The sequence below is a fragment of the Thalassospira sp. ABD4_177 genome (genome assembly GCF_056160125.1).
The window spans coordinates 177,793-200,605 of record NZ_JBSWWO010000002.1 but is presented as its reverse complement, the minus strand read 5'-3'; the positions used below and the strand labels follow the sequence as shown (position 1 = coordinate 200,605).

Annotated in this window: 23 protein-coding genes; 7 read left to right on the top strand and 16 right to left on the bottom strand. The window is 55.9% G+C overall.

What is annotated here, in order from left to right:
• Positions 1-104: 104 nt before the first annotated feature.
• From ACXAF0_RS13640 to ACXAF0_RS13620, 5 genes are all read left to right on the top strand, one after another.
• On the top strand, positions 105-368 hold the full coding sequence (locus ACXAF0_RS13640; protein ID WP_044828501.1) for an exodeoxyribonuclease VII small subunit: 264 nt from the start codon (positions 105-107) through the stop codon (positions 366-368).
• A gap of 36 nt (positions 369-404) precedes the next feature.
• Positions 405-1,298 carry a polyprenyl synthetase family protein gene (locus ACXAF0_RS13635; protein ID WP_475346425.1) on the top strand — a complete coding sequence of 298 codons (894 nt, stop codon included), beginning with the start codon at positions 405-407 and terminating at the stop codon, positions 1,296-1,298.
• Positions 1,299-1,316: 18 nt separating this feature from the next.
• A complete protein-coding gene (locus tag ACXAF0_RS13630) occupies positions 1,317-2,285 on the top strand; it encodes an alpha/beta hydrolase family protein (RefSeq protein WP_475346424.1) in 969 nt (322 codons plus the stop codon).
• A 115-nt stretch (positions 2,286-2,400) separates the two neighbouring features.
• Positions 2,401-4,320 (top strand): 1-deoxy-D-xylulose-5-phosphate synthase, encoded by a 1,920-nt coding sequence (gene dxs / locus ACXAF0_RS13625; RefSeq protein ID WP_475346423.1) that lies wholly within the window; start codon positions 2,401-2,403, stop codon positions 4,318-4,320.
• 225 nt (positions 4,321-4,545) lie between these two features.
• A complete protein-coding gene (locus ACXAF0_RS13620; RefSeq protein ID WP_475346422.1) occupies positions 4,546-4,920 on the top strand; it encodes a hypothetical protein in 375 nt (124 codons plus the stop codon).
• A 63-nt stretch (positions 4,921-4,983) separates the two neighbouring features.
• On the opposite strand, the gene ACXAF0_RS13615 is transcribed toward ACXAF0_RS13620, so the two are convergent.
• The 8 genes from ACXAF0_RS13615 to dctP all read right to left on the bottom strand — a co-directional run bounded on the left by ACXAF0_RS13615 (position 4,984) and on the right by dctP (position 13,766).
• A complete protein-coding gene (locus ACXAF0_RS13615; RefSeq protein WP_475346421.1) occupies positions 4,984-5,811 on the bottom strand; it encodes a type 2 periplasmic-binding domain-containing protein in 828 nt (275 codons plus the stop codon).
• Between the two features lie 103 nt (positions 5,812-5,914).
• Positions 5,915-6,703, bottom strand: a complete 789-nt coding sequence (locus tag ACXAF0_RS13610) for a glucose 1-dehydrogenase (protein WP_475346420.1) — start codon at positions 6,701-6,703, stop codon at positions 5,915-5,917.
• Between the two features lie 101 nt (positions 6,704-6,804).
• The gene (locus tag ACXAF0_RS13605) at positions 6,805-7,512 is read right to left on the bottom strand and encodes a YkgJ family cysteine cluster protein (RefSeq protein WP_475346419.1); all 708 of its coding nucleotides are present in this window, start codon (positions 7,510-7,512) and stop codon (positions 6,805-6,807) included.
• A 267-nt stretch (positions 7,513-7,779) separates the two neighbouring features.
• Positions 7,780-9,306 (bottom strand): malonate--CoA ligase, encoded by a 1,527-nt coding sequence (locus ACXAF0_RS13600; protein WP_475346418.1) that lies wholly within the window; start codon positions 9,304-9,306, stop codon positions 7,780-7,782.
• Positions 9,307-9,318: 12 nt separating this feature from the next.
• Entirely contained in the window at positions 9,319-10,635 is a 1,317-nt protein-coding gene (locus tag ACXAF0_RS13595) for a malonyl-CoA decarboxylase (RefSeq protein WP_475346417.1), read from the bottom strand.
• Positions 10,635-11,951, bottom strand: coding sequence for a TRAP transporter large permease (locus ACXAF0_RS13590; protein WP_475346416.1), 1,317 nt, complete (start codon positions 11,949-11,951; stop codon positions 10,635-10,637). Before ACXAF0_RS13590 ends, ACXAF0_RS13595 begins: the two co-directional genes overlap by 1 nt.
• A 12-nt stretch (positions 11,952-11,963) precedes the next feature.
• Positions 11,964-12,653 carry a TRAP transporter small permease gene (locus ACXAF0_RS13585; RefSeq protein WP_475346415.1) on the bottom strand — a complete coding sequence of 230 codons (690 nt, stop codon included), beginning with the start codon at positions 12,651-12,653 and terminating at the stop codon, positions 11,964-11,966.
• Between the two features lie 105 nt (positions 12,654-12,758).
• Positions 12,759-13,766 (bottom strand): TRAP transporter substrate-binding protein DctP, encoded by a 1,008-nt coding sequence (dctP, locus tag ACXAF0_RS13580; RefSeq protein WP_475346414.1) that lies wholly within the window; start codon positions 13,764-13,766, stop codon positions 12,759-12,761.
• Positions 13,767-14,082: 316 nt separating this feature from the next.
• On the opposite strand from dctP, the gene ACXAF0_RS13575 reads away from it, so the two are divergent.
• Positions 14,083-14,760, top strand: a complete 678-nt coding sequence (locus ACXAF0_RS13575; protein ID WP_475346413.1) for a GntR family transcriptional regulator — start codon at positions 14,083-14,085, stop codon at positions 14,758-14,760.
• A gap of 74 nt (positions 14,761-14,834) precedes the next feature.
• A complete protein-coding gene (locus tag ACXAF0_RS13570) occupies positions 14,835-15,575 on the top strand; it encodes a TlyA family RNA methyltransferase (protein WP_475346412.1) in 741 nt (246 codons plus the stop codon).
• A gap of 268 nt (positions 15,576-15,843) precedes the next feature.
• On the opposite strand, the gene ACXAF0_RS13565 is transcribed toward ACXAF0_RS13570, so the two are convergent.
• The 8 genes from ACXAF0_RS13565 to fabI all read right to left on the bottom strand — a co-directional run bounded on the left by ACXAF0_RS13565 (position 15,844) and on the right by fabI (position 22,629).
• Complete coding sequence (locus ACXAF0_RS13565; protein WP_475346411.1) at positions 15,844-16,377, bottom strand: DUF4760 domain-containing protein; 534 nt, start codon at positions 16,375-16,377, stop codon at positions 15,844-15,846.
• A gap of 179 nt (positions 16,378-16,556) precedes the next feature.
• A complete protein-coding gene (locus tag ACXAF0_RS13560) occupies positions 16,557-16,982 on the bottom strand; it encodes a GlcG/HbpS family heme-binding protein (RefSeq protein ID WP_475346410.1) in 426 nt (141 codons plus the stop codon).
• Positions 16,983-17,100: 118 nt separating this feature from the next.
• Positions 17,101-17,577 (bottom strand): DUF2269 family protein, encoded by a 477-nt coding sequence (locus tag ACXAF0_RS13555; RefSeq protein WP_475346409.1) that lies wholly within the window; start codon positions 17,575-17,577, stop codon positions 17,101-17,103.
• Between the two features lie 60 nt (positions 17,578-17,637).
• Positions 17,638-18,243, bottom strand: coding sequence for a TetR/AcrR family transcriptional regulator (locus ACXAF0_RS13550; protein WP_475346408.1), 606 nt, complete (start codon positions 18,241-18,243; stop codon positions 17,638-17,640).
• 145 nt (positions 18,244-18,388) lie between these two features.
• Positions 18,389-19,003, bottom strand: coding sequence for a dioxygenase family protein (locus ACXAF0_RS13545; RefSeq protein ID WP_475346407.1), 615 nt, complete (start codon positions 19,001-19,003; stop codon positions 18,389-18,391).
• 440 nt (positions 19,004-19,443) lie between these two features.
• On the bottom strand, positions 19,444-20,553 hold the full coding sequence (locus ACXAF0_RS13540; RefSeq protein WP_475346406.1) for a hypothetical protein: 1,110 nt from the start codon (positions 20,551-20,553) through the stop codon (positions 19,444-19,446).
• Positions 20,554-20,601: 48 nt separating this feature from the next.
• The gene (gene aroC, locus ACXAF0_RS13535; protein WP_475346405.1) at positions 20,602-21,705 is read right to left on the bottom strand and encodes a chorismate synthase; all 1,104 of its coding nucleotides are present in this window, start codon (positions 21,703-21,705) and stop codon (positions 20,602-20,604) included.
• Between the two features lie 93 nt (positions 21,706-21,798).
• Positions 21,799-22,629 carry an enoyl-ACP reductase FabI gene (gene fabI / locus ACXAF0_RS13530; RefSeq protein ID WP_475346404.1) on the bottom strand — a complete coding sequence of 277 codons (831 nt, stop codon included), beginning with the start codon at positions 22,627-22,629 and terminating at the stop codon, positions 21,799-21,801.
• Positions 22,630-22,813: the final 184 nt, after the last annotated feature.

The window sequence follows — 22,813 nt, the reverse complement described above, 5'->3', positions numbered from 1 at the left end:
TTGGCCGCGAAAAGCGTTTCAGCCAGACGAAATTGCGTTCTGTCCGGTTGCCCTGATCAAAACTTGCGCGTAAACTCCGCGCCGATCAAAGAAATGGAGCTTACATGTCCGAGGCTACTGCATCTCCCGCAATTCCTGAAGATATCGCGAAACTGAGTTTCGAAGAGGCGCTTGGGCAGCTTGAGACCCTTGTGCGTCAGCTTGAACAGGGGCAGGTCGGTCTTGATGATGCCATTGCGTCCTATGAACGCGGTGCGGCACTTAAGCGCCATTGTGCGGACAAGCTACGCGCGGCCGAAGAGCGCATCGAAAAAATTACCCTGAATGCGGATGGCCGCCCGTCGGCAACCCCGACCGAAATCGAATAAATCGAATAACCAGATATTGAATAATCGGAGACCGTCGTGAGTTACGACTTGCTTGCCGGACTGAGTGCAGCGTCTGCTGATCTGGGCGAGACGCTTGACGGGATTCTGCCCCGTGCCAATGGCCAGATCGAGCAGCGCCTGTATCAGGCGATGCGTTATTCGACGCTGGGCGATGGCAAACGCCTGCGCCCGTTTCTGGTGCTGAGCTCTGCCGGCTTGTTCAAGGTTTCGCGTCGCTCGGCACTCCGCGTTGCCGCCGCGGTCGAGATGGTACACAGCTATTCGCTGATCCATGACGATCTGCCGGCGATGGACGATGATGATCTCCGTCGCGGCAAGCCCAGCTGTCATAAGCAATATGACGAGGCAACCGCGATTCTGGCGGGTGATGCGCTGCTGACCCAGGCATTTGAAGTGCTGGCCGATGAAGATACCCATCCCGATCCGCGTGTTTGCACCGATCTGGTGCGTGCGCTTGCCCGTGCGGCAGGGCCGTATGGCATGGTTGGTGGTCAGATGATCGATCTGGCGGGCGAAGGGCAAAGCTTTGATCAGGCACAGGTCACGCACCTGCATTTGCTTAAAACCGGACGGATGTTTGCCTTTGCCTGTGAAGCCGGTGCGATCCTTGGCAAGGCACCCAAAAGCATTCGTCTGGCCCTGCGCTCCTATGCCCATGACATGGGGCTGGCGTTCCAGATCAAGGATGACATCCTTGATGTTGAGGCAAGCAGCGAAGAACTCGGGAAGACGGCGGGCAAGGATGCCGATCAGGAAAAATCGACTTTCGTTAAATTGCTGGGACTGGATCAGGCACGCGAGCAGGCCAGCATGCTGTGCGATCAGGCGATCAATCACCTGAACTGCTTCGACGGCGAGGCCGAACCGCTGCGTGCGGTGGCCCGTTTCGTTGTTGAACGTGACCGCTGATCGTTTGCGGTTCTAGAAATGACCGACCATCCCCCATATACAGCCGGTTTTCGGGACCGGCTGTTTGACAAGGATCCATTTCCGCTTGCCATCTGGTATCCGGCAATGGAACCGGAAAGTTCAGTGCGCCATATGGGCGTGGCATCCGGTGCGGCACGTGGGGCGGATTTTGCCGGTGACGGTCCGTTTCCGATGGTGCTGTTTTCCCATGGTTCGGAAGGGCATCGGTTCAATCAGTTCTGGTTGGCGGAATATCTGGCCCGGCGGGGCTATATCGTCGCGGCCCCACAGCATCATGGCGATAATTACCTTGATGCGTCCGAAGCCCGGCAGTTGACGATCATTGAACGCCGCCCGCAGGAAATGCGTTTGGCGCTTGATCTGTTGTTGGCGCATGACGAGATTGGGCCGCAGATTGACCAGGATAAAATCTATGCCCTTGGCCATTCGGCCGGTGGGGCGACGGTTCTGAAACTGGCCGGGTGGGACTTTGATGCCCAGGCGTGGCAGGATTACTGCGAAATCAATGCCGAGAGTGATCGCGTGATTTGCCAGCACGCACCCAGCGACGATCACATTGATCGGTTGCACAACGTTTATGGCGGGCCGGTTGTGTCCGAGCGGGATGACCGGATTACCGCGATTATCGCGATTGCGCCGGCCTTTGGGGTTACGGCCACCGACGAAGGGCTTGGCGATATTGATATCCCGATGCTGTTTGTCGAGGCCGATACAGACGAAATCCTGCATGACCATGTTAACGCCGCACACTTTCGCAATCTGTTGCGCGGGCGGGCGAAGTTCGTGAAGGTCAAGGGAGCTGGGCACTATTCCTTCTTGCCGAAATGCACCCCATATATTGCCGAGAACTTTGGTTATCTCTGTCGGGATTTCGGACAGGATCGCGACACCATTCACCGCACGGTCGAACAGGTGATCCACCGGTTTCTCGAGCGTGTAAAATCAGGTGAAATTCAGGGTCGCTAATTCGGTCGAACCCCGCTATTTTACGCAGCTTGCAACATGGCGATATAACCGTCACCCTGTTGCAGGGTTCAGGCCCAAATTAACGCCATATAAAAAATTGAAAATCGAGATCGGAATGAGCACGACCTCCAAGACCCCGCTGCTGGATACCATCAACACCCCTGACGAGCTGCGCACATTGCAGCCTGCCCAGATGAAGCAGGTGGCTGACGAATTGCGCGCCGAGGTGATTGATGCCGTATCGGTCACCGGCGGCCATCTTGGCGCCGGGCTTGGCGTGGTCGAGCTGACCGTTGCGATCCATTACCTGTTTGATACGCCCCGTGATCGTCTGATCTGGGATGTGGGGCATCAGTGCTATCCGCATAAAATCCTGACCGGGCGGCGTGATCGTATCCGTACGATCCGTCAGGGCGGCGGATTGTCGGGTTTCACCAAGCGTTCCGAGTCTGAATATGATCCGTTCGGGGCGGGGCATAGCTCCACCTCGATCTCGGCAGGGCTTGGTATGGCGGTCGCCAACCAGCTATCGGATGACAAACGCAAGAACGTCATTGCGGTGATTGGTGACGGATCGATGAGTGCGGGCATGGCCTATGAGGCGATGAACAATGCCGCCGCCACCGATCAACGCTTGATCGTGATCCTCAATGACAATGACATGTCGATTGCCCCGCCGGTGGGATCGATGTCGGGTTATTTGTCGCGCCTGATTTCCGGCAAAGGCTATCAGGGTTTGCGCAATGCGGCCAAGGGCCTGACCAAGCATCTGCCGCGTCAGATCGAAGAAGCGGCGCGCAAGCTTGAAGAATATACCCGTGGCATGGTGACCGGCGGGACGCTGTTTGAAGAAATGGGTTTCTTCTATGTCGGGCCGATTGATGGTCACAACATGGATCATCTGTTGCCGGTCCTCAAAAACGTTCGCGATGCCGATGTTGATGGCCCGATCCTGATCCATGCGGTCACGCAGAAAGGCAAGGGCTATGGCCCGGCGGAAAATGCCGCCGACAAATACCATGGCGTTGCCAAGTTTGATGTTGTGACGGGCAAGCAGGCCAAGCCGACCCCGAATGCGCCAAGCTACACCAAGGTGTATGGCGAAACGCTGGTCAAGCTGGCCGAGAAGGACGAAAAAGTCACCGCCATCACGGCTGCCATGCCGTCGGGCACGGGGGTCAATATCTTTGCCGATCATTTCCCCGATCGTGCCTTTGACGTCGGGATTGCCGAGCAGCATGCGGTGACCTTTGCTGCCGGGATGGCGTGCGAGGGATACAAACCGTTCTGCACGCTCTATTCGACCTTCCTGCAGCGTGGCTATGACCAGGTTGTGCATGATGTCGCGATCCAGAACCTGCCGGTGCGTTTCGCGATGGACCGGGCCGGTCTGGTTGGTGCGGACGGGGCGACCCATGCCGGGGCCTATGACATTGCTTATCTCGGCTGCTTGCCGAACTTTGTTCTGATGGCGGCTGCCGATGAGGCGGAACTGGTGCATATGACGACGACCGCCTGGGCGATTGATGATCGGCCCAGTGCGTTCCGCTATCCGCGTGGTGAGGGTGTTGGCGTTGAAATGCCGTCAGAGGGCCAAGTTCTTGAAATCGGTAAGGGCCGTATCCTGCGTGAAGGTGGCAAGATTGCCATTCTGTCCTATGGCACGCGTTTGGCCGAGGCGCTGATTGCCGCCGAAGACCTGGCTGCACGGGGCTTGCCGGCAACGGTGGCCGATGCCCGCTTTGCCAAGCCGCTTGATCATGAACTGATTGCTGATCTCGCGCGCAATCATGAAGTCCTGATCACCATCGAAGAGGGTTCGATCAACGGCTTTGGCGCGCTGGTTCTGCAGCATATGGCAGGGCAGGGTTTGCTTGATAACGGCCTTAAGATCCGCACCATGGCATTGCCTGATGCGCTGGTCGATCACGACAAGCCGGAAATCCAGTATGAAAAAGCCGGACTGGATGCCAAGGCCATCGCCAAGACCGCCCTTGGCGCGCTTGGCATGAGCGAGAGCAAGGCGCGGGCATAAGGTTACTTATTCGGAGCACGTTAGGATTAGCAGTGCGCAATTGCGCGCTGCTTTTTTTATGGAAATTCAAAACCGGAAGTTGTAATTGATTTGTATTGTGTCATTTCAACTTAGGGTGTTCTTTATGGCAATTGTGTATGATGATAAACAGACTTCCGCTAAGTTGTTGTTTGAGAACGCAAAAAAAGATGGGGACAAGCAGAAGGTAGAGAAGAACAAGACCTTATGATTTTGTTTACCGACATGTATATTAAAGCGTGGTGTTATGCCCTCTGGGCCAAAATAGGATTCGGAATTACAATTATTTTGTCTACCTTGCTCATTCTTTGGCCGGTAATTGTTATGTTTCTCGAGAAATATTTGGAAGATCAGAAAGTCTTTGATTTTACCGTGATCCAAACAACGGCTACAGCATTCGCAGCGTTTTCCTATGGCTTGTACCGACACTACAAAAAACGTCAGGTCGCTGTTGAAGGCCTGATGAGAGTCTCAATTACGGCTGATCCGAAAAAATATTGTAATCTCTTTGCTACAATTCCTAATGAACTGGAGCGATTGGACCAGGGTTTTTCATTTACACAAACTAAGAACAAGAACTAGTGCAGGCTGTTCAAATATGCTCAGCAATCATTGGCCTTTCTGGTTTTCCGAGAATCTCATGCACTATCGGGTATAGAGCTCGGTGTTGGGGGCTTCTTTGGGTGGGGTGTGTCCGGCCCTGAACAGGCGATCTGCGCAGTTGCTGTTGTAATAGAAGCCGACGCGGGTCTGAAACAGATAAGATTCCGACATATCAAGTTTCTTGCGCGTTTCTTCATCAAACATGGTGTAGCTCAGATTGTCGCCCTGGGCGTAATCGACCCGGCCTTTGAGCAAAAGATCAATGCCCTGTTGCATGGTTTCGACTTCGACAATGTCGATGCCGGCATCCATGATGCGCTGGTGAATGATGCTTTCGACGTTGGAGCGCAGCATCGTGATGCTTGATCCGCGCAAATCCTCGAGACTTTGCCAGATAAACGGCCCGGTGTGGGTCGGCAGGCGACGCCGGAGCAAACCAAGCCGGATCAACCCATTCATCAGCGGGACAAAGACGGCATCGGTTTGTCGTTCATTTGGCGGATAGGTCGTGAGGCACCAGTCGCCGTCATAGACCTGTTTCTGGGCACGGGCAGGCGGCACAAAGCGCGGGTGGATCATCACCTGAAAATGTTCGGATGCATAGGCCTTCATCAAGTCAAACATCGGGCCAAAACCATCAAGCTCGGCCCCGGTCAGGGGCGGATAATCAATCGCCAGCACGATCACGCTGTTGGCTTCGTCCGGGGTTTCTTCATCGGCGCGGACATGGCCCGACAGACTGATCGATGCGATCAGCGCAATGACAACAAGAGTTAACCTGGAAAGGGGATGACAGGAGTGTCGCCGTCCGCGAAACGCTGTTTCGGGGGCGTTGTTCATCTGTGCGTTGGAACCTTGTCCATGCTGCACGCTGGCTCCTGACCGAAGGGATAGTGAAATTCACTTCGCATATACGGATGGTAAGCCCGATGTTCAAGGCGCGTCAAATGACAATTTGGCAGCCGGTCACAGCCTAGTCGGCATAGATCATCTTGTGCGTCATGCCGCCGTCAATCCGCATGGTTTCGCCGGTCACGAAGCCCGATTTGTCGCCATCAAGCAGGAAGGAAACGGCCTGCGCGATATCATCGGGCGTGCCGACCCGACCGACGGGATGTTGGGATTTATCCATGTCACTGTGATCAGGCGTGGTTTTGTTGGCCTGTTTTTGCCAGTCACCGACTTCGATCCAGCCGGGCGCAATGGCATTGACCCGTATGTCTGAGGCCAAGCTTACTGCCAGCGCATGGGTCAGGGCGACGATCCCGCCCTTGGAGGCAGCGTAGGGTTCGGTATTGGCTTCGGACTGAAAGGCGCGGGTGGAGGCGATATTGACAATTGCGCCGCCGGTTTCGCGCAGATGTTGTGTGGCGTGTTTGGTCGCCAGGAAGACACCGCCGAGATTGACGTTGATCACGCGTTGCCATTGATCCCATTCAAGGTCCTCGATGGCGGGGGCGTGGGGATCGGCGATGCCGGCATTATTGATCAGGCCATCAATGCGGCCAAACCGGTCAAAACATTGCTGAATGCAGAGTTTGATATCGGCTTCATGGGCGACGTCGCCTTGCAGAAACAAGGTGCGGTCGCGTTCGGCGTCCGTCAGACTTTCAAGCGCTTGCCGGCCCGCATCAGCATCAAGGTCAAACATTGCGACCTTCCAGCCGAGCCCGAGAAGATGCTTTGAAATACCAAGGCCCAATCCCTGGGCGCCGCCGGTGACAAAGGCCACGCGCGGTGCTTGTGCTGACGGGTTTTGCATGTCTGCCCCATATGGTTGATTGCTGGTGTCGGGGGAAGGCCCGACCTTTCAGGAACGTAGGGGAAATGGTCTTGTTTCCGCGAAATTGCAAGCCGCCCCGATCAGGCGGATGTCAGTCCGTTTTCAAGCCGGTCCAGCAGTCCGTGGACGAAACCTTCTTGCCGTCCCTCAAGACCGCGCCGGGTCGCAAGGTTTTGCAAGGCGTCGGTTGCCTCGATATGCAGGCGGTAATGGCCCGGATCCTGATCAATGCGGGTGGATTGCTGTGCGCTGTCGCCAAAGACCATGGCGTGACACAGACCGGCATCCGCCGAGGTGAAGGCACGGCAGGTCAGGGGGCGGACGGTATAGATGCTGCAGCGTTCATTTTCATCAAGCAGCGGGCAGCGGGCGCGCACGTCGCTTGTTTTGCTGAATTGTTCGATCTCGCTTGCGGCTGTACGCAAACGGGTCAGCAGGGACAGCTGTTCAGGTGGGGTAAAGGTCGCCGTGATGTGGGCAGCGATCAGGTCGGTGACGCCGGGCGGGACACTGACGAACAGGTGGCAGCACGCACTGCATTGGTCGCGGCATGCACGCGGCGCGGGATTGGGGAAGCTTTCGCGCAGAAGGGTGGATGCCTGTTCAAGAAGGGCCATGGTGGCATTGGCGGCATCGGCAAGCGTATCGGCCGCATCAAGGGTTTGGTCGAGCTCGATACGGAAGTCGGCAAACATCTGGTCATAGCGACGCGATGCCTTTGTGGTGAGGGCGCCGGTCTGTGCGATGTTGCGCGAAATGCGGTCTATGGCGTCGTCAAGCTTGGTCATCAATCCCAGTTACTCTCGTTCTGGCACTTTTGGACAAGCCTGCAGATTGCTCGTTATTGTTTTTCTAATTTAGCATCTTTCGCCGTCATTCCCTAATAATTGCATAATGTTAGAGTTGCGGGCGTTCAGGTCTTCGTGAAGACGCACAAAAAAAATCCGGCCAGATAAATCCGGCCGGAAGGTCGGGTCAGAGACCCATGGGTGCTGCGGGGAAGGCTTCCTTGGGGAAGCAAGCCTCTTGGCAGCGGGAGTATAGGACTGCAACGTTTATGCAGTGGGGGAGGTAAAGGTATCCTCGTATTCCTTGCGCAGCTGGGCCTTCTGGATTTTGCCCATGGTGTTGCGCGGCAGTTCCTTGATCACCCAGATGCGCTTGGGCACCTTGAATTTGGCCAGCTTGTCCTGGGTGCGTTTGATCAGGGCGTCGGTGTCGGGCTGATCGCCATTGGCCGCCACGATCACACCGGCAACGGCTTCGCCGAAATCGGGATGGGGTAGGCCAAAGATCGCGACTTCATCGACCTCGTCATACTCGGCAATGACTTCTTCGACTTCCTTGGGATAGACGTTAAAGCCACCGGAAATGATCAAATCCTTGTCGCGGCCAACGATGGTGACATAGCCGTCTTCGCCAATAGTCGCGAGGTCGCCGGTGATAAAGAACCCGTCCGAACGGAACTCGGACGCGGTTTTTTCCGGCATCTGCCAGTAGCCCGAAAAGACGTTCGGGCCGCGCACTTCCAGCACCCCGATTTCGCCAGCACCAAGGATATTGCCATCCTTGTCACACACGCGCGCCTCAATCCCCGGAAGGGTCGGACCAACCGCCCCCGGACGGCGTTCACCATCAAGCGGGTTGGACGTGTTCATGCAGGTTTCGGTCATGCCATAGCGTTCCAGGATCTTGTGCCCGGTACGTTCAAAGAACGCATCATGGGTTTCGGCCAGAAGCGGCGCAGAGCCCGACACAAACAGACGCATGTTAGCGGTAACATCCTTGTTAAACTGCGGATGTGCAAGCAGACGGGTATAGAAGGTCGGAACCCCCATCAGAACAGTCGATTGCGGCAGACGTTCAATCACATCGTCGGCATCGAATTTCGGAAGCAGGATGACCTTGCCACCGTTCATCAGCATGATGTTGATCGCAACAAACAGGCCATGGGTATGGAACAGCGGCAGGGCATGCAGCAACGTGTCGCTCGGCTGGAAACCCCATGCCTGATGCAGGGTCTTGGCGTTTGAGCCCAGATTGTTATGGGTCAGCATCGCGCCCTTGGAGCGGCCCGTCGTGCCCGAGGTATACAGGATGGCGGCAACGTCATCCTTCTCGGCCGCGACAATGTCGATCAGCGGTTTGATATCGGCAGCCGCGTCATTCAGGCTGCCATCGCCCTTTGTCCCAAGCGACAGGACAGCGGCGACGTTATTCTTGTCACCGAGTTCCTTGGCCGCATCGATATGGGCCGGACGGCAGACAAAGGCGCGCGGGGCGGCATCGCCGAGGAAATAGGCGATCTCGTCCCCGGTATAGGCAGTATTGAGCGGCAGGTGAATGGCGCCAAGCTGCAGGCAGGCAAGGTACAGCGCGATCACATCCGATGATTTGTCGACCTGTGCAGCCACACGGTCGCCCTTGACCACGCCATGGGCGGCAAGGACGGATGCATAACGCCCGGTGCGATCGAGAAGCCAGGCGAAGCTGCGCTCCGTCCCATCGCGTTCGATCAGGAAGGTGCGGGATTTATCGGCCGGAAAACGGTCCAGAAATGTTTGAAGAAGATTATCTGACATGGTCATACCTGTTTAAATTCCGGCAAGCTGTGCGACGGATTTCGATGTGGCAATCTTTCCGTCATTCATCAGCGCTTCGTGGTTTTTCTCGATATCAGCAAGGTGATAGGCGTAATTCACCATCATGCCGCCCGCCTGACGCAGGCCCTTGTCGGACGTGTCGCCAAGCCAGTTAAGGCGTTCAAGCTGTGCACCATTGCCAAGATGGAACCGCGCGGTGGGATCAAGCGGGGATTTGCCGCGCTTGCACGTGGCAAGATAGGTCGCACACAGGCCCAACGTCGGCTTTTTCAGCTTTGCGACCTTGATCGGATCATTGACCCAGCCCTCCTCGCTGAGCCCTTCAAGGACCTGACCGGCGAGCTCGGCGTCAGCAGCCTTGCTTTTCTGGCGGGTGCGCAGCCAGCCCATGAAGCCCGGAATGGGCGACAGGGTGGCGAATTGTTCGAGTTGCGGGAATTCGCGTTTGAGTTCCTCGACCACCTGTTTGATCAGGAAGTTGCCAAAGGAAATCCCCTTGAGCCCGGCCTGACAGTTGCTGATCGAATAGAAGATCGCAGTGTTGGCGGTTTCCGGGGCCTTTTCATCTATTTCCGGGGCCAAAAGCACCTGAACGCTGTCGGCCAGTCCATGCACCAGCGCGACCTCGACAAAGATCAGCGGATCGTCGGGGATGGCTGGATGGAAGAAGGCAAAGCATTTCCGATCCGTCGCCAGACGACGACGCAGATCTTCCCAGCCCTGAATTTCATGAACCGCTTCATAGCGGATCAGTTTTTCAAGGATGGCGGCCGACGTATCCCAGTCAATATGGCGCAGTTCAAGGAAACCACGGTTGAACCAACTGGTCAGCAGGTGCTGCATATCGGCATTGAGCGGTTCAAGATCGCGATTGCCTTTGAGAAGCCCGATCAGGGTTTCACGCATATCGACAATCGCGCGTGTGCCGCCCGGTGCCATATTGATCTTGCGCAGAAGCTGCTGACGGACCGGTTCGGACGTTTGGGTCAGAACGGCAAGGTTGGCCTCGGACGGGTCCTTGGCAAAGGCCTCGGCCGCCTTGGTGACCTTGGCGCGGTCGGCGCTGAAGTCGTTCTGCATCATCTGGAAGAAGGCCAGATGGTCTTCTTCTGGCAGGTTTTCCCAAAGACGGACCACTTCGCGGGCAACCGCGGTGCCACGTGCCTCACCTTTCTGAGAGACAAGGTCCTTGCACATGGCACCGAGCTGCTTGAGCGGCTCCTGCGGGGTCGAGATTGGCAGATCAAGCAGTTCACGACCACGGTCGGCAATGCTTGAAAGCCAGCTTTTGACAGACATTCCTGACATTAGCGTCCTCCAATAACCGTTTCCGGAAGCCAGGTGGCGATTTCAGGGAAGAAGCACAGAATGATGATTGCCAGGATCATGCACAGCACATAGGGGAACGCGCCCTTCAGGATGCTTTGCAAACGGATATCCGGGGCGATGCCATTGATCACATAGAGGTTCAGACCAACCGGTGGGGTGATCAGACCGATTTCCATGTTGATCGTCAGGATCACGGCAAACCAGTAGGGGTCGAAACCGGCATTGACGATCACCGGCAGCAGGATCGGCGCGCTCATCAGGATCACGGCGACCGGCGGCAGGAAGAAGCCACTGATCAGCAGGAACAGATTGATGAAGCCCATCAGAACCCAGCGGTTGACCTCTAGGGCGGAAATCCACTGTGCAATCGACTGCGTGACCAGAAGCGATGACAACATGTAGCTAAACAGGCCAGCCGCCCCGATGATGAGCAGGATCATCACCGATTCCTTGGTGGTGTCACGCATGACATTCCAAAGCTGACCCGGTTTCCACATGCGATAGACAATCATCGCCGTCACCAGACAGAACAGCGCACCAACACCGGCGGTTTCGGACGGGGTGGCGACGCCGCCATAAAGGGCGAACAGAACCGCACCAATGATGACCAGGAAGGGCAGGACACGCGGAAGGATTTCAAACTTTTCCTTCCAGCTGTATTTGATCACACCAAGGGCCGCCTGGGCATTGCCCTGACGCCAGGTCGAATAGAGCGACCAGGCCATGAACAGAACCGTCACCAGCAGACCGGGCAGAAGCCCCGCCAGGAACAGACGCCCGATCGAGGTTTCCGTCGAGATGCCATAGACAATCATGGTGACACTTGGCGGGATCAGGATGCCGAGTGTGCCGCCCGCCGCAATCGAGCCCGAGGCAACCGTATCGGGGAAGCCGCGTTCGCGCATGGCCGGAATGCCCATCTTGCCAATCGCGGCACAGGTGGCCGGTGATGAACCTGACAGGGCGGAAAAGATCGCGCAGGCGCCAAGGTTTGAAATCACTAGCCCGCCCGGAACACGGGTCAGCCAGCGATCAAGCACCGAATAAAGGTCACCACCGGCGCGCGATGAGGCGACAACCGCCCCCATCAGGATGAACATAGGGATGGCGAGGACTTCGAAGCTTTCGAGTTTGCCAAACAGGATTTCCGGCAGAAGCGGCAGCGATCCGGTGCCATCAAAGATGACAATAAAACCGATGCTGACCAAAATCAGGCCCATACCGACCGGAATGCCGGAGAAAAGAACAACTGTGGTCGCGATGCCAACAATGGCCGCAAGAAGCAAGGGATCCATGGTGCGGCCTCCTTAAAATGCGCCTTCGCGAATATCGAACGGGGTCGATCTGCGGGTGATGAGGGAAAGGAAATCGGCAACGAACTGCAAGAACAGCAGGCCAAAGCCAACCGGAAGCGCCATGAACGGTTTCCAGAGTGGAACAGCCCAGATGGTCTCGGACAACCAGCCGCCTTCAAAGGCTTCGATCACCAGTTCCAGACCGTAAAAGGCAAACATGGCCGAGATGCCCATGCCACACAGCAAGGTGACGATGGCAAGCGTCATGCGTGCGCCACGTTTGAGATAGAGCGGCAGCAGGTCAACATTGACGTGACCGCGCAGCAACTGGACATAGGGCAGGCCGACAAGGGTCGCGCCGATCATCAGGAAAATGACGGCTTCGGTTTGCCAGACCGTGGAATCATTGAGCACATAGCGCATGAAGACCAACTGGCAGATGATCAGCATGGCAATCGCAAACATCGAGGCCGAGGCAACGCCACACACGCGCGACAGGAAATGGATGGCCGCAATAACGCCATCAACCGGTCCTTTCGGATGATGGCCGTTGCGGTCTGCCTGTGCGGCGTGATCGTCGAGGGGTTCGACATCAGGCGGGGGCGGCATATCGGATTTAACGGAATGCGACGCACTTGGGGTCTGCGCGAAGTCATCGGGCAGATCAATGGGCAATGGGTGCGGGGACATGGCGTTGGACACGCGCGTACTCCTCTGACGGAACCGTGGTGTTATGGTCTGGTCGTGTTGGGGAAATCAGGGTGGTGCCGGATGCCCGGCACCACCAACAGATCATTCAGGCACGGATCACTCGACAGCGAGCGCCATGTCGAGAAGTTCCTGACCGTTCGGGGTTTCTTCCACGAACTTGGCATAGGACGTTTTCATGGCGATCGCCTGCCATGCTGCAAAGTCCTCGTCAGAGAGATCAGCGATCTCAACACCGTTTTCCTTGAAGACTGCGACACTGTCGGAGTCCTGCTTGCGGCCTTCGGTGGTGTAGTATTCTTCCGCAACCTTTGCGGCCGCTGCCAGTGCGTCTTTCTGCGCATCATTGAGCTTGTCATAGCTGCGCTTGGACATCAGGACCGGCTGGTACATGAACCACAGGGCATTGCCAGCGGCCGGGGTGTAGCATTTGACCTGCTCGTAGATACGATAGGACACAAAGCTCGACGAGCTGGTGTTTGCCGCATCCAGAACGCCGGTCTGCATCGCCGGATAGATTTCCGAGCTCGGCATTGCGGCGATGGAGCCGCCAGCACCCTGAAGCATCTGTTCGAACGATTTGCCGGCTGCGCGGATCTGCAGGCCTTTGACATCGTCCGGCTGTTTGATGCAGCCTTGGGTGGAGGCAAAACCACCAGCAAGCCAGCCTTTGGCAACCGTAACAACGCCTTCGTCGTTCAGGAGCTCCTCGATTTTAGCCATGAACGGGGATTCGTTGATGCGGTTGGCATGGTCATGGTTTTTGACCAGTGCTGGCATCAGGGTCAGGTTTGCCGCCGGAACACGACCACCGGCATAGGCCAGAGGATAAACAATCATGTCAAGCTGGCCACGTGTCATCGGGGTCCACTGTTCCTTCGCCTTGAACAGGGAGCCGGACGGGAAGATCTGGATTTCCAGATCAACGTCAGCAGCCTTGACTTCGTTTGCAATGATCTCTGCAACCTTGTGGCGGATGTCGCTGGTCGACCACTGGTGAGACAGCTTGAGAGTCTCGGCACCAGCGGATGCGGACATGCCAAAGGCGGCAACAGACATGGAGATGGCGGCGACGGACGCCGTAAGAGTCTTTTTGAAAATCTTCATCTTTTCCTCCCGGATGAAGCATGCGTTTTGAATGCATTGTGACGGCTTTTGCGCGTCTTTTTATTGATGCGGTTTTCGCATTGGTGAAAAGCGTTACAGATTTCTGGCATGCTGTCCATGCAATTTTGTATACCAGAAGGGCATTTTGCGGTGCCACAAATCCGCGCCCTAGTGTTTGCGTCAAAATACAGGAAAAATGCGGATGAACTTTTGCGTCGCAGCAGGAAAACTTCGCAAAGCAGCATCGAAAAGGCTTTGATTGGTACCAGAATATGTGTTCTGGTATACCAGTATGGGATGATGAATGAGGGCGCACATGTCGCAAAACGGAAAGCTTGCCACTGATCTGGTTCAGAAACTTGAACGCGATATCGTGACCGGTGTGCTCAAGCCCGGCGACAAACTCGATGAACGTTCCCTAAGCGAGCGTTTTGGCGTTTCGCGCACGCCGGTGCGCGAGGCCCTTCAGACCCTTGCCGGATCGGGGCTGGTGGCAACCATGCCGCGCCGGGGCACGATTGTGGCATCCATCACCGTGGCCGAATTGATCGAGATGTTTGAAGTCATGGCGGAGCTTGAAGCCATGTGTGCACGTCTGGCGGCACGGCGTATGCCACGCGTTGATATCGACAACCTGATTGCGCTTTCGGATGAATGCAACGCGCTTAAGGATCATGCGGATGCCGATGCCTATTACGAGGCCAATGTCCGCTTCCACGAGGCGATCTATGCCGGATGTCGCAACAGCTTCCTGGAACGTCAGACCAAGAATGTCCGGAACCGTCTGGCACCCTATCGCCGCTTGCAGCTGCATCGCCCGGGGCGTTTGAAAACATCCAACAACGAACATGCCGATATCCTGAACGCCATTGCCAATGGCGAGGCGGAAACGGCCGGCAAGCTCATGCAGCAGCACGTCGCCGTACAGGGCGAATCGCTTAATGATCTGCTTGCCATCGTGCCGCGTGGTTATCTGGAGCCGCTGGCGAGCTAATTCCCCATCTGATCGCTTGAGATTGATGCGACCAAATGCGTGACCTTTTGCGGTGGGTGGGTTAAAACGCGCTCATGGCAAAGAAACGTTTGGATCAATTGCTTGTGGAACGTGGGCTGGTGGAAACCCGGTCCAAGGCGCAGGCTTTCATCATGGCAGGCAATGTCTTTAGTGGCGAGCAACGGCTCGATAAGCCGGGCATGCCGTGCAAGGAAGACATTTCCATTACGCTGCGCGGGCAGCCCCATCCGTGGGTGTCACGTGGCGGGCTCAAGCTTGAAAAAGGTTTGGCCGAATTCGATGTCGATGTCACCGGTTTCATCGGTGTTGATGTCGGGGCCTCGACAGGCGGCTTTACCGATGTGTTGCTTCAGAACGGGGCGGCCAAGGTTTATGCCGTTGATGTCGGGCAGGGGCAGCTTGACTGGAAGCTTCGCAATGATGAGCGCGTTGTCGTCATGGAAAAGACCAATGCGCGTCACCTGACCGAAGAACAGATCCCTGATGCCATTGATATCGTTGTGTGCGATGCAAGCTTCATCGGGCTTCGCACCGTGCTTCCGGCCAGTATGGAGCGGGTCAATGATGGTGGTTATCTGATCGCGCTGATCAAGCCGCAATTTGAAGTCGGCAAGGAGCGTGTCGGGAAAAAGGGTGTCGTCCGCGAACCGGAACTGCATCAGGAAGTCTGCGATACCATTTCCGACTGGCTGGCAAACCTTCCGGGGTGGGAGGTGCTCGGCATCACCAAAAGCCCGATTACGGGTCCCGAAGGCAATGTTGAATTTCTGATTTGCGGGCGGAAAACTGCTTAGGGTCAGGACCTATTAATTTGGTTTGAATGGTTAAACAGATTTGTGCGGATACGCGGAGTAAAACTGCAGGAAGATATTTATCTTTCAAAGTTTTACGACAAAGTAGCCCGTGCAAATCCGTTTAATCCGGAGGACAGACGTTATATTTGCAAACTCCAGCGTCAAATCCCTTGTCCGGGATGCCGACCCGACCGGCGGGCTTTTCCTTGGATTTCGTAAATATAACGTCTGCCATTCAAATCAAATTAATAGGTCCTGACCCTAGAGTTCAGGGAAAACGCATCCAAGGTTTTTCCCATCGGGTCGCGATTTTTTCAAGAGCCATGTATATCTGACTTCGATCACTTGATTTGGTGCCCTGTGGGCGCAAGTCGCGTAAGTGTTTGATATGGTGCGATGCGTATTGATGAAGCGTTACAAGCGTGTAGCGTTCGGTCATGCGAATCAATTTCTCGTCGAAATCCTTGCGCAAGATGCCGACACACAAAAATTCATAATAGTTCAGGCATTCTCTGAGGCCTGCCTGCCAAGTGTAATATTCATTTTCATCAGTATGCGGATACCTACCATCCTTGACATCCGGGCGTATGACCGAAAGACCTTTCTGAAGGTTTTCGTCTTTGAGCATTACCGACATGGTATGCTGCTTTCGGTTCAGTTTTCTTGTAAGCCGGTTTGATTGGGTCCAACCCACAGTCGCCAAAATAGCAGAAACCAGAATGGCTTCTTGCGATGAAAGACCAGCGGCATAGCCTTTGACAAAAGCAAGGCCGGGCAGGATAAGGTCGTAAAGAATATCCATTGTTTGGATCAACTTGCTTGAGAAGGTTTATTTTTGTATTATTGGTCTCAAGAGTTGAATGTCCACTACTCGAAAGGGTGAGTTTATGATGCGCGAAACCGAACGCGGACTCTAAGAGCACAAAAAATTTCGAGAAATTTCAAGGCCGCTTGTGTAAACACAAGCGGCTTTTCTTCTTACTAGCCGATCTTCTTCAGGAAGAAATCAAGGCCCGCCTGGGCGCAGTCCTGATCCTGCGGTGGGGTGCCGGAGCTGACCCCGATGCCGCCCACGCATTCGCCATCGACAAAGACCGGCAGGCCGCCGGCAACAATCGACAGGCGACCGCCGATTTCGGAATCGATGCCATAGGCCGGTTTGCCCGGCTGGGCAGCGGCGGCATATTCATGCGTGCCCTTGCGCGCGCCCGATGCGGTAAAGGATTTGTCCTGGGCAATGGTGGTGCTAGTGACCTTGCCGCCATCCATGCGCTCAAACGCGATCAGCACACCGGATTCATCGGTGATGGCAATGCACATCGGAACCCCGATTTCATTGGCACGGTTGCGCGCCCCTTCGATCAGGATATAGGCATCCTCAATGGACAGGCGTTTGATGGTCAGCATCGGACTTCTCCCGGGTGTTTATTTTAACTGGCGGCATATTACGGGCTGCGCCAAAAGCCGATCAATCAGATAAAACGGCTTTCCGTATGGTGGAAGGTGCCGCACGCGAAAGCGTGGCTCAGAAATCCGGGCGCATGATCATGAGATAAAGTGCGCCCAGTGGAAACAGGATGGCGATCCGGCCGACCATGTTCCAAAGTCGGCGAGATTTCTCATAACTTTCCGGCATTTCGGTGTCGCCATTGGCCACGGTTTTTGCCGCGATTTTTGACATATAGATCTGAAGCGGCAAAAGCCCCGCCAGCCAAAGCATTGCTGCCATGGCAAACAGGCCGATCCCGTAAATCAGATAGGGCGCATCAGAAAGTGCGATGCCCGTGGCATGAAACAGCCCGATACCGCCAATGATGATCAGGGCCGAGCCCAGGGTTGTGAAGGCCAGATCGGTGATGTTGATCAGGCGGCACGCAAAGGCGATCACGACCGGATCCTTGGAGCGGTCTGCCTGGATTTTCCAGACGGCTGAAACGATGATATTGCCCAAAAACAGGATGGCGCCAAGAACGTGAATGAGTTTGACGGTTGAATATTCCATCTGAAATTCCGGTTGGTTGCAGGCAGATGCCAATAATGGATGCGGGAGTATTGTTGTGTTCTACGTGCTGGCCGGGATGGTCAGATCTTCGGCGAGAAGACCCAGAACAAAGTTTGAAAGATCCTGATCGGCAGGCGGGACGATCATGCCATCAATCACCAGCATGGCGATGCCGTGTGCACGGCTCCAGGCAGCAAGTGCCCGGTTATATGCGGTGGCGGCCTCGGTCAGGGTCATCTCGGCCTTGCGATCAACCGATGTGACCGCGCGCTGCAAAACGTCAAAGGCGTTATCAGCGGCATCGCGCAATTCGGGATATTGATCAAGCGGCGGGCGTTCGCGGCCAAAGATCAGGCGGAAATGCTGCGGGTTTTCAACCGCGAACTGCACATAGGCCGCCCCCAACGCCATGATGCGTTCTTCATGGTTTTCCGTGCTGGCAGCGGCGGTTTCAAGTTGCTCGGCAAAGCGTTCAAAGGCGCTAATTGCAACTGCCGCCAAAATGCCATCCTTGCCGTCAAAATGGCGATAGGGGGCGGCTTCCGACACACCGGTCAGCCGTGCCAGACGGCGTAGTGACAGCCCGGCCGGGCCTTCGTCAATCAGGATGTTTTCAGCTTGTTGCAGGAGAACGTTTCGGACATCACCATGGTGATATTTGGCCATTTGCGCGTATCTCGATTTTCTTATGTTAACTTTGTTAACATTAAAGCCAGGCACGCGTCGACGCAAGACCAAAAATCACGCTTTTTACGCGGATCCGGTTTGGAAAAAATTGGCAGGGATCGCAGGTATGTCCGGTTTAGCCTGATCAGGACAGCACGAAATCAAATCGGCCGATTTCGCCGTCACTCGCGGGCTGCATGTTCATCAGAAGGGCACTGTCAAACAGATGATCAAGCTCATTGCGCGGTTCTTCCGGGAAATAGAGCTGTGTGGTCAGCGTTCTGCCATCGGGTGGGGTGATCTTGACGTGATAGTGCGGGGTGCGGCCGGCATATTCGGCCGGACGGATGGTGTCGAAATAATAGCGGCCTTGCGCGTCGGTGCGTTGATAGCCGCGCATATTGAAACCCTGGTTGTCATAGCGCCCATCAGAATCCGCATGCCACAGATCGACAATCGCGTTGGTAATCGGGGTGCAGGTCGCGCTTAAGACATAGCCGATGAGCGTGACGGGGGTGCCACCGGCATCCGTACGGAAGTTGCGTTTTTCCGGGGGATTGTCGCTATAGAACGGGCCTTCGGTCATGGAGCGCGTCGGGCCGGTATCCTCGCCACAGGCTGGGGTGGCCAGAAGGGTTCTGTCGCTGGCATCGGCGATTGGTGCCAGAATGGTATTGCCGATAAGCGCCGAGCCTGCGGCGAACCAGCCCTTGAGCGCAGACCTGCGCGACAGGCTGGATAAATCCAGAGATGTTGTCATTGGTCTTGCCTTTTCCCAACCGCATTTTGGGTCGTTTTTTTATGGGATACAGATGTGGTCGCATCGGGAAACTACAAGATCAGACCGACAGAAAAATGCCCCCTATCCGTCAAAAAAGGCGCCACCCATCAAAGGGCGGCGTAGGGGAAGTTAGGCTCAGGACCTATTAATTTGATTTGAATGGCAGACGTTATATTTGTGAAATCCAAGGAAAAGCCCGCCGGTCGGGCTGGTATCCCGGCCAAGGGGTTTGACGCCGGAGTTTGCAAATATAACGTCTGTCCTTCGGATTCACCGGATTTGCACGGGCTACTTTGTCGCAAACCCTTGAAAGATGAATATCTTCCGGCGGTTTTGCTTCGCGTATCCGCACAAATCCGGTGAACCATTCAAACCAAATTAATAGGTCCTGAGCCTAGGGGCTTCAACTTAAGGGTCGGTCAGGCCGGTTGGTTTTCACGCTCAGCCGGTTTGGCTGTGTCGGTCTCCGCCTGTGAAGGCGTCGGTGAGGCTGCTGTGTTACTGTCTTCGGCCGGTTTGCTTGGGCTATCAGGATTGGCGGCCTTGTCAGCGGTGTCTGCTGTGTCTGGTGCTGAGGTCGTATCGGTATTCGTGTCCGCCGTGGCCGTGGCCGCTGGTTGTTGCACCGGATCATCTTGTGTCGTGTCGGGCGTCTTGCTGTCTTGGGCTTGATCGGTTGCGGGCTTATCCGGCGTGTCCGCCTGCGGCGCGCTTGGTGCTGTGCTGTCGGTAGATGTGTCTTCGTTGCCGGTTTTCGCGGGAGCCGGGGTTTCGGGTTTGCTATCGGTCGTTTTTGCTGCGTCCGGTTTGGTCGCGGCTGTGTCAGACATCTCAGACTTATCAGGCGCGGGTTTTGTTTCGGCGGGTTTTGCAGGTTTCGGGGTAAGGTCGACCGACGGCGATGCCGGGGCTTTCTGGTCTTCGGGTCGGTCGGGGCGGATCAGGAATTTATCGGCAAGCGTGTCCTTGCCGATCAAAAGTGGCTGTTCAAGGCCGCCCATTTCCAGAAGACCGATTTCAACATCACGCGCAACCCCGCCGAGACTGAGCCGCGATTTGATCACGGGGGCATGCACGGCAGCACTGCTGGCGCCGGTTTGCACATCGCGATAGCCGGCAATCGGCAGTGACAGTTTCCAGACGATGGTGCGGGCCTGAAGGGTGCTTTCCGGGGCAGGGGGACTTTTGATGGTCAGTGAAAAGGAGACCGTGCCGGATGTCTCGTCATCAGATGTGGTGTTCTTGTTGGCATCCTCTGTCTTTGCGGTGACATCGGTTTCCGGGGCGCCATCGACATTGAGGTCACTGACAAACAAACAGGTTTGCGGGGCGGCCCCCAGGATCATTGCGGGAAGCCCCGAAATGCCCCAGTCGGGCAGATCGACCGTTTCGTCCGCGAACAGGACGATACGGTTTTTAAGCTGTGCGTCACTGCCAACCGACCCGTCAGGGGCGGGTTTCTTGTTTGACGCAGCAAGTGAAATCAGGGTTTTGAGCAATATCGGGTTCATGCCCCATAGACGCGGCATAAACCCGTTTGTGATGCGAAATTCGTACGGTTTGGTGATGCCGCGAAATTAGCTCGGAAAATGCTTGTCCGTGTTCCAGCCATCGCACTGTGCGCGGTGGCGCAGAAGGTGGTCTGCCAGCGTGATGGCCGCCATCGCTTCGCCGACCGGAACGCCGCGGATACCAACGCAGGGATCATGTCGGCCTTTGGTCACGACATCGATTTCCTTGCCATAGATATCAAGGCTTTTGCGCGGGGTAAGGATCGAGCTGGTCGGTTTGACGGCAAAGCGGATGACGATGTCCTGACCCGATGAAATCCCGCCAAGGATCCCACCGGCATGGTTGGAGCCAAAGACCGGTTTGCCATCTTCGCCTAGGCGCATTTCATCGGCATTTTCAATTCCGGTCAGTTCGGCGGCTTCAAAGCCGTTGCCGATTTCGACACCCTTGACGGCATTGATCGTCATCATTGCCTTGGCGAGATCGGCATCCAGCTTGTCATAGACCGGATCGCCAAGACCAACCGGAACGCCAGAACAGACAACCTCGATCACCGCACCAACCGATGAGCCATCCTTGCGCAGGCCATCGAGGTATTCCTCGAACATTGGCACGGCTTCGGGGTCCGGGCAGAAGAACGGGTTGTTGTCCACCTCATCCCAATCCCAGTTGGCACGGTTGATTTCCTTTGTGCCCATTTTGACCAGGGCCGCGCGGATATTGATGCCCTCACCCAGCACTTTGCGGGCAATGGCGCCAGCAGCAACGCGCATGGCGGTTTCACGGGCCGAAGAACGGCCGCCGCCGCGATAGTCGCGGGTGCCGTATTTTTCCCAATAGGTGTAATCGGCATGGCCCGGGCGGAACTGGTTTTTGATCTCGCCGTAATCCTTGGAACGCTGATCGACATTTTCGATCAGAAGCCCGATGGGGGTGCCGGTGGTTTTGCCTTCGAACACGCCTGAAAGGATTTTGACCTGATCAGGTTCGCGGCGCTGGGTGGTAAAGCGCGACTGACCGGGTTTGCGTTTTTCAAGGAAATCCTGAATGTCGGACTCGGTCAGTTCAAGCAGGGGCGGCACACCATCAACGACGCAGCCAATCGCCGGGCCGTGGCTTTCGCCAAAGGTGGTGAAGCGGAAAAGTGTTCCAAAACTGTTGCCAGCCATTACCGAGTTCCAGAATTCCAGGGTTCAGAGACAAATAGGGCCGCCCGATCTTTAAAGGATTTTGGGCGGCCCGGAAATAAGCGATTTTGCCGATCAGCCTTTGACGACGGAGATATCCGGCGCATCCACCTGTTTCATGCCAACGGTGTGATAACCGCAATCGACATGGTGGGTTTCACCGGTGACACCGGTCGAAAGATCGGACAGGAAGTACAGGCCCGAGCCACCAACGTCATCAAGGGTGACATTGCGGCGCATCGGCGAGTTGTATTCGTTCCATTTCAGGATATAGCGGAAATCGCCAATACCGGACGCTGCAAGCGTTTTCATCGGACCAGCGGAGATCGCATTGACGCGGATGCCATCCGGGCCGAGATCGTTGGCAAGGTATTTGACGCTGGCTTCAAGGGCGGCCTTGGCAACACCCATGACATTGTAGTGCGGCATGACCTTTTCTGCGCCGTAATAGGACAGGGTCAGCATCGAGCCACCCGCAGACATCAGCTTTTCAGCGCGCTGGGCAATCGCGGTAAAGGAATAAACCGAGATATTCATCGACATCGCGAAGTTTTCCGGCGAGGTGTCGACATAGCGACCGCGGAGTTCATTTTTGTCGGAATAGCCGATGGCGTGCACGACGAAGTCCAGCTTGCCCCACTTTTCCTTCAGCGTCTCGAACACGGCATCCATGCTGGCCGCATCAGACACATCACACGGCAGAACGGTGTCGCTGCCAACAGATTCTGCAAGCGGGCGGACACGCTTTTCAAGGGCTTCGCCCTGATAGGTAAAGGCGATCTCTGCACCGGCAGCAGCGGCTGCGCGGGCGATGCCCCAGGCAATGGATTTGTCGTTGGCGACGCCCATGATCAGGCCGCGTTTACCGGCCATCAGGCCCGAAATATTGTCGGTGGACAGGCTCATATTTCCTCTCGTTCCCACGATCTCTCTCCGGCAGGTAGAGGCATTCAAAAAAAGCCGCGACCGGCCCAGAAGGCATTAGACATTTGGCGCATCCTACACAAAGCACGGCCAAGGTCAATCTGGCCTGTCATAACGCGTGCAGGCGCGCTATCCTGTTGATCAGGTGCAGTATAACCGGAAAATG

Bases quoted from the DNA above. Each gene is read 5' to 3' on its own strand.
- dctP (WP_475346414.1), bottom strand. From the start codon at position 13,766: ATGAAGATTTTCAAAAAGACTCTTACGGCGTCCGTCGCCGCCATCTCC.
- ACXAF0_RS13565 (WP_475346411.1), bottom strand. From the start codon at position 16,377: ATGGATATTCTTTACGACCTTATCCTGCCCGGCCTTGCTTTTGTCAAA.
- fabI (WP_475346404.1), bottom strand. From the start codon at position 22,629: ATGAGCCTGTCCACCGACAATATTTCGGGCCTGATGGCCGGTAAACGC.
- ACXAF0_RS13560 (WP_475346410.1), bottom strand. From the start codon at position 16,982: ATGCTGACCATCAAACGCCTGTCCATTGAGGATGCCTATATCCTGATC.
- dxs (WP_475346423.1), top strand. From the start codon at position 2,401: ATGAGCACGACCTCCAAGACCCCGCTGCTGGATACCATCAACACCCCT.
- ACXAF0_RS13555 (WP_475346409.1), bottom strand. From the start codon at position 17,577: ATGGAATATTCAACCGTCAAACTCATTCACGTTCTTGGCGCCATCCTG.
- ACXAF0_RS13610 (WP_475346420.1), bottom strand. From the start codon at position 6,703: ATGCAAAACCCGTCAGCACAAGCACCGCGCGTGGCCTTTGTCACCGGC.
- ACXAF0_RS13630 (WP_475346424.1), top strand. From the start codon at position 1,317: ATGACCGACCATCCCCCATATACAGCCGGTTTTCGGGACCGGCTGTTT.
- ACXAF0_RS13540 (WP_475346406.1), bottom strand. From the start codon at position 20,553: ATGCCGCGTCTATGGGGCATGAACCCGATATTGCTCAAAACCCTGATT.
- ACXAF0_RS13570 (WP_475346412.1), top strand. From the start codon at position 14,835: ATGGCAAAGAAACGTTTGGATCAATTGCTTGTGGAACGTGGGCTGGTG.
- ACXAF0_RS13545 (WP_475346407.1), bottom strand. From the start codon at position 19,003: ATGACAACATCTCTGGATTTATCCAGCCTGTCGCGCAGGTCTGCGCTC.
- ACXAF0_RS13575 (WP_475346413.1), top strand. From the start codon at position 14,083: ATGTCGCAAAACGGAAAGCTTGCCACTGATCTGGTTCAGAAACTTGAA.
- ACXAF0_RS13595 (WP_475346417.1), bottom strand. From the start codon at position 10,635: ATGTCAGGAATGTCTGTCAAAAGCTGGCTTTCAAGCATTGCCGACCGT.
- ACXAF0_RS13640 (WP_044828501.1), top strand. From the start codon at position 105: ATGTCCGAGGCTACTGCATCTCCCGCAATTCCTGAAGATATCGCGAAA.
- ACXAF0_RS13620 (WP_475346422.1), top strand. From the start codon at position 4,546: ATGATTTTGTTTACCGACATGTATATTAAAGCGTGGTGTTATGCCCTC.
- ACXAF0_RS13600 (WP_475346418.1), bottom strand. From the start codon at position 9,306: ATGTCAGATAATCTTCTTCAAACATTTCTGGACCGTTTTCCGGCCGAT.
- ACXAF0_RS13605 (WP_475346419.1), bottom strand. From the start codon at position 7,512: ATGACCAAGCTTGACGACGCCATAGACCGCATTTCGCGCAACATCGCA.
- ACXAF0_RS13550 (WP_475346408.1), bottom strand. From the start codon at position 18,243: ATGGCCAAATATCACCATGGTGATGTCCGAAACGTTCTCCTGCAACAA.
- ACXAF0_RS13590 (WP_475346416.1), bottom strand. From the start codon at position 11,951: ATGGATCCCTTGCTTCTTGCGGCCATTGTTGGCATCGCGACCACAGTT.
- aroC (WP_475346405.1), bottom strand. From the start codon at position 21,705: ATGGCTGGCAACAGTTTTGGAACACTTTTCCGCTTCACCACCTTTGGC.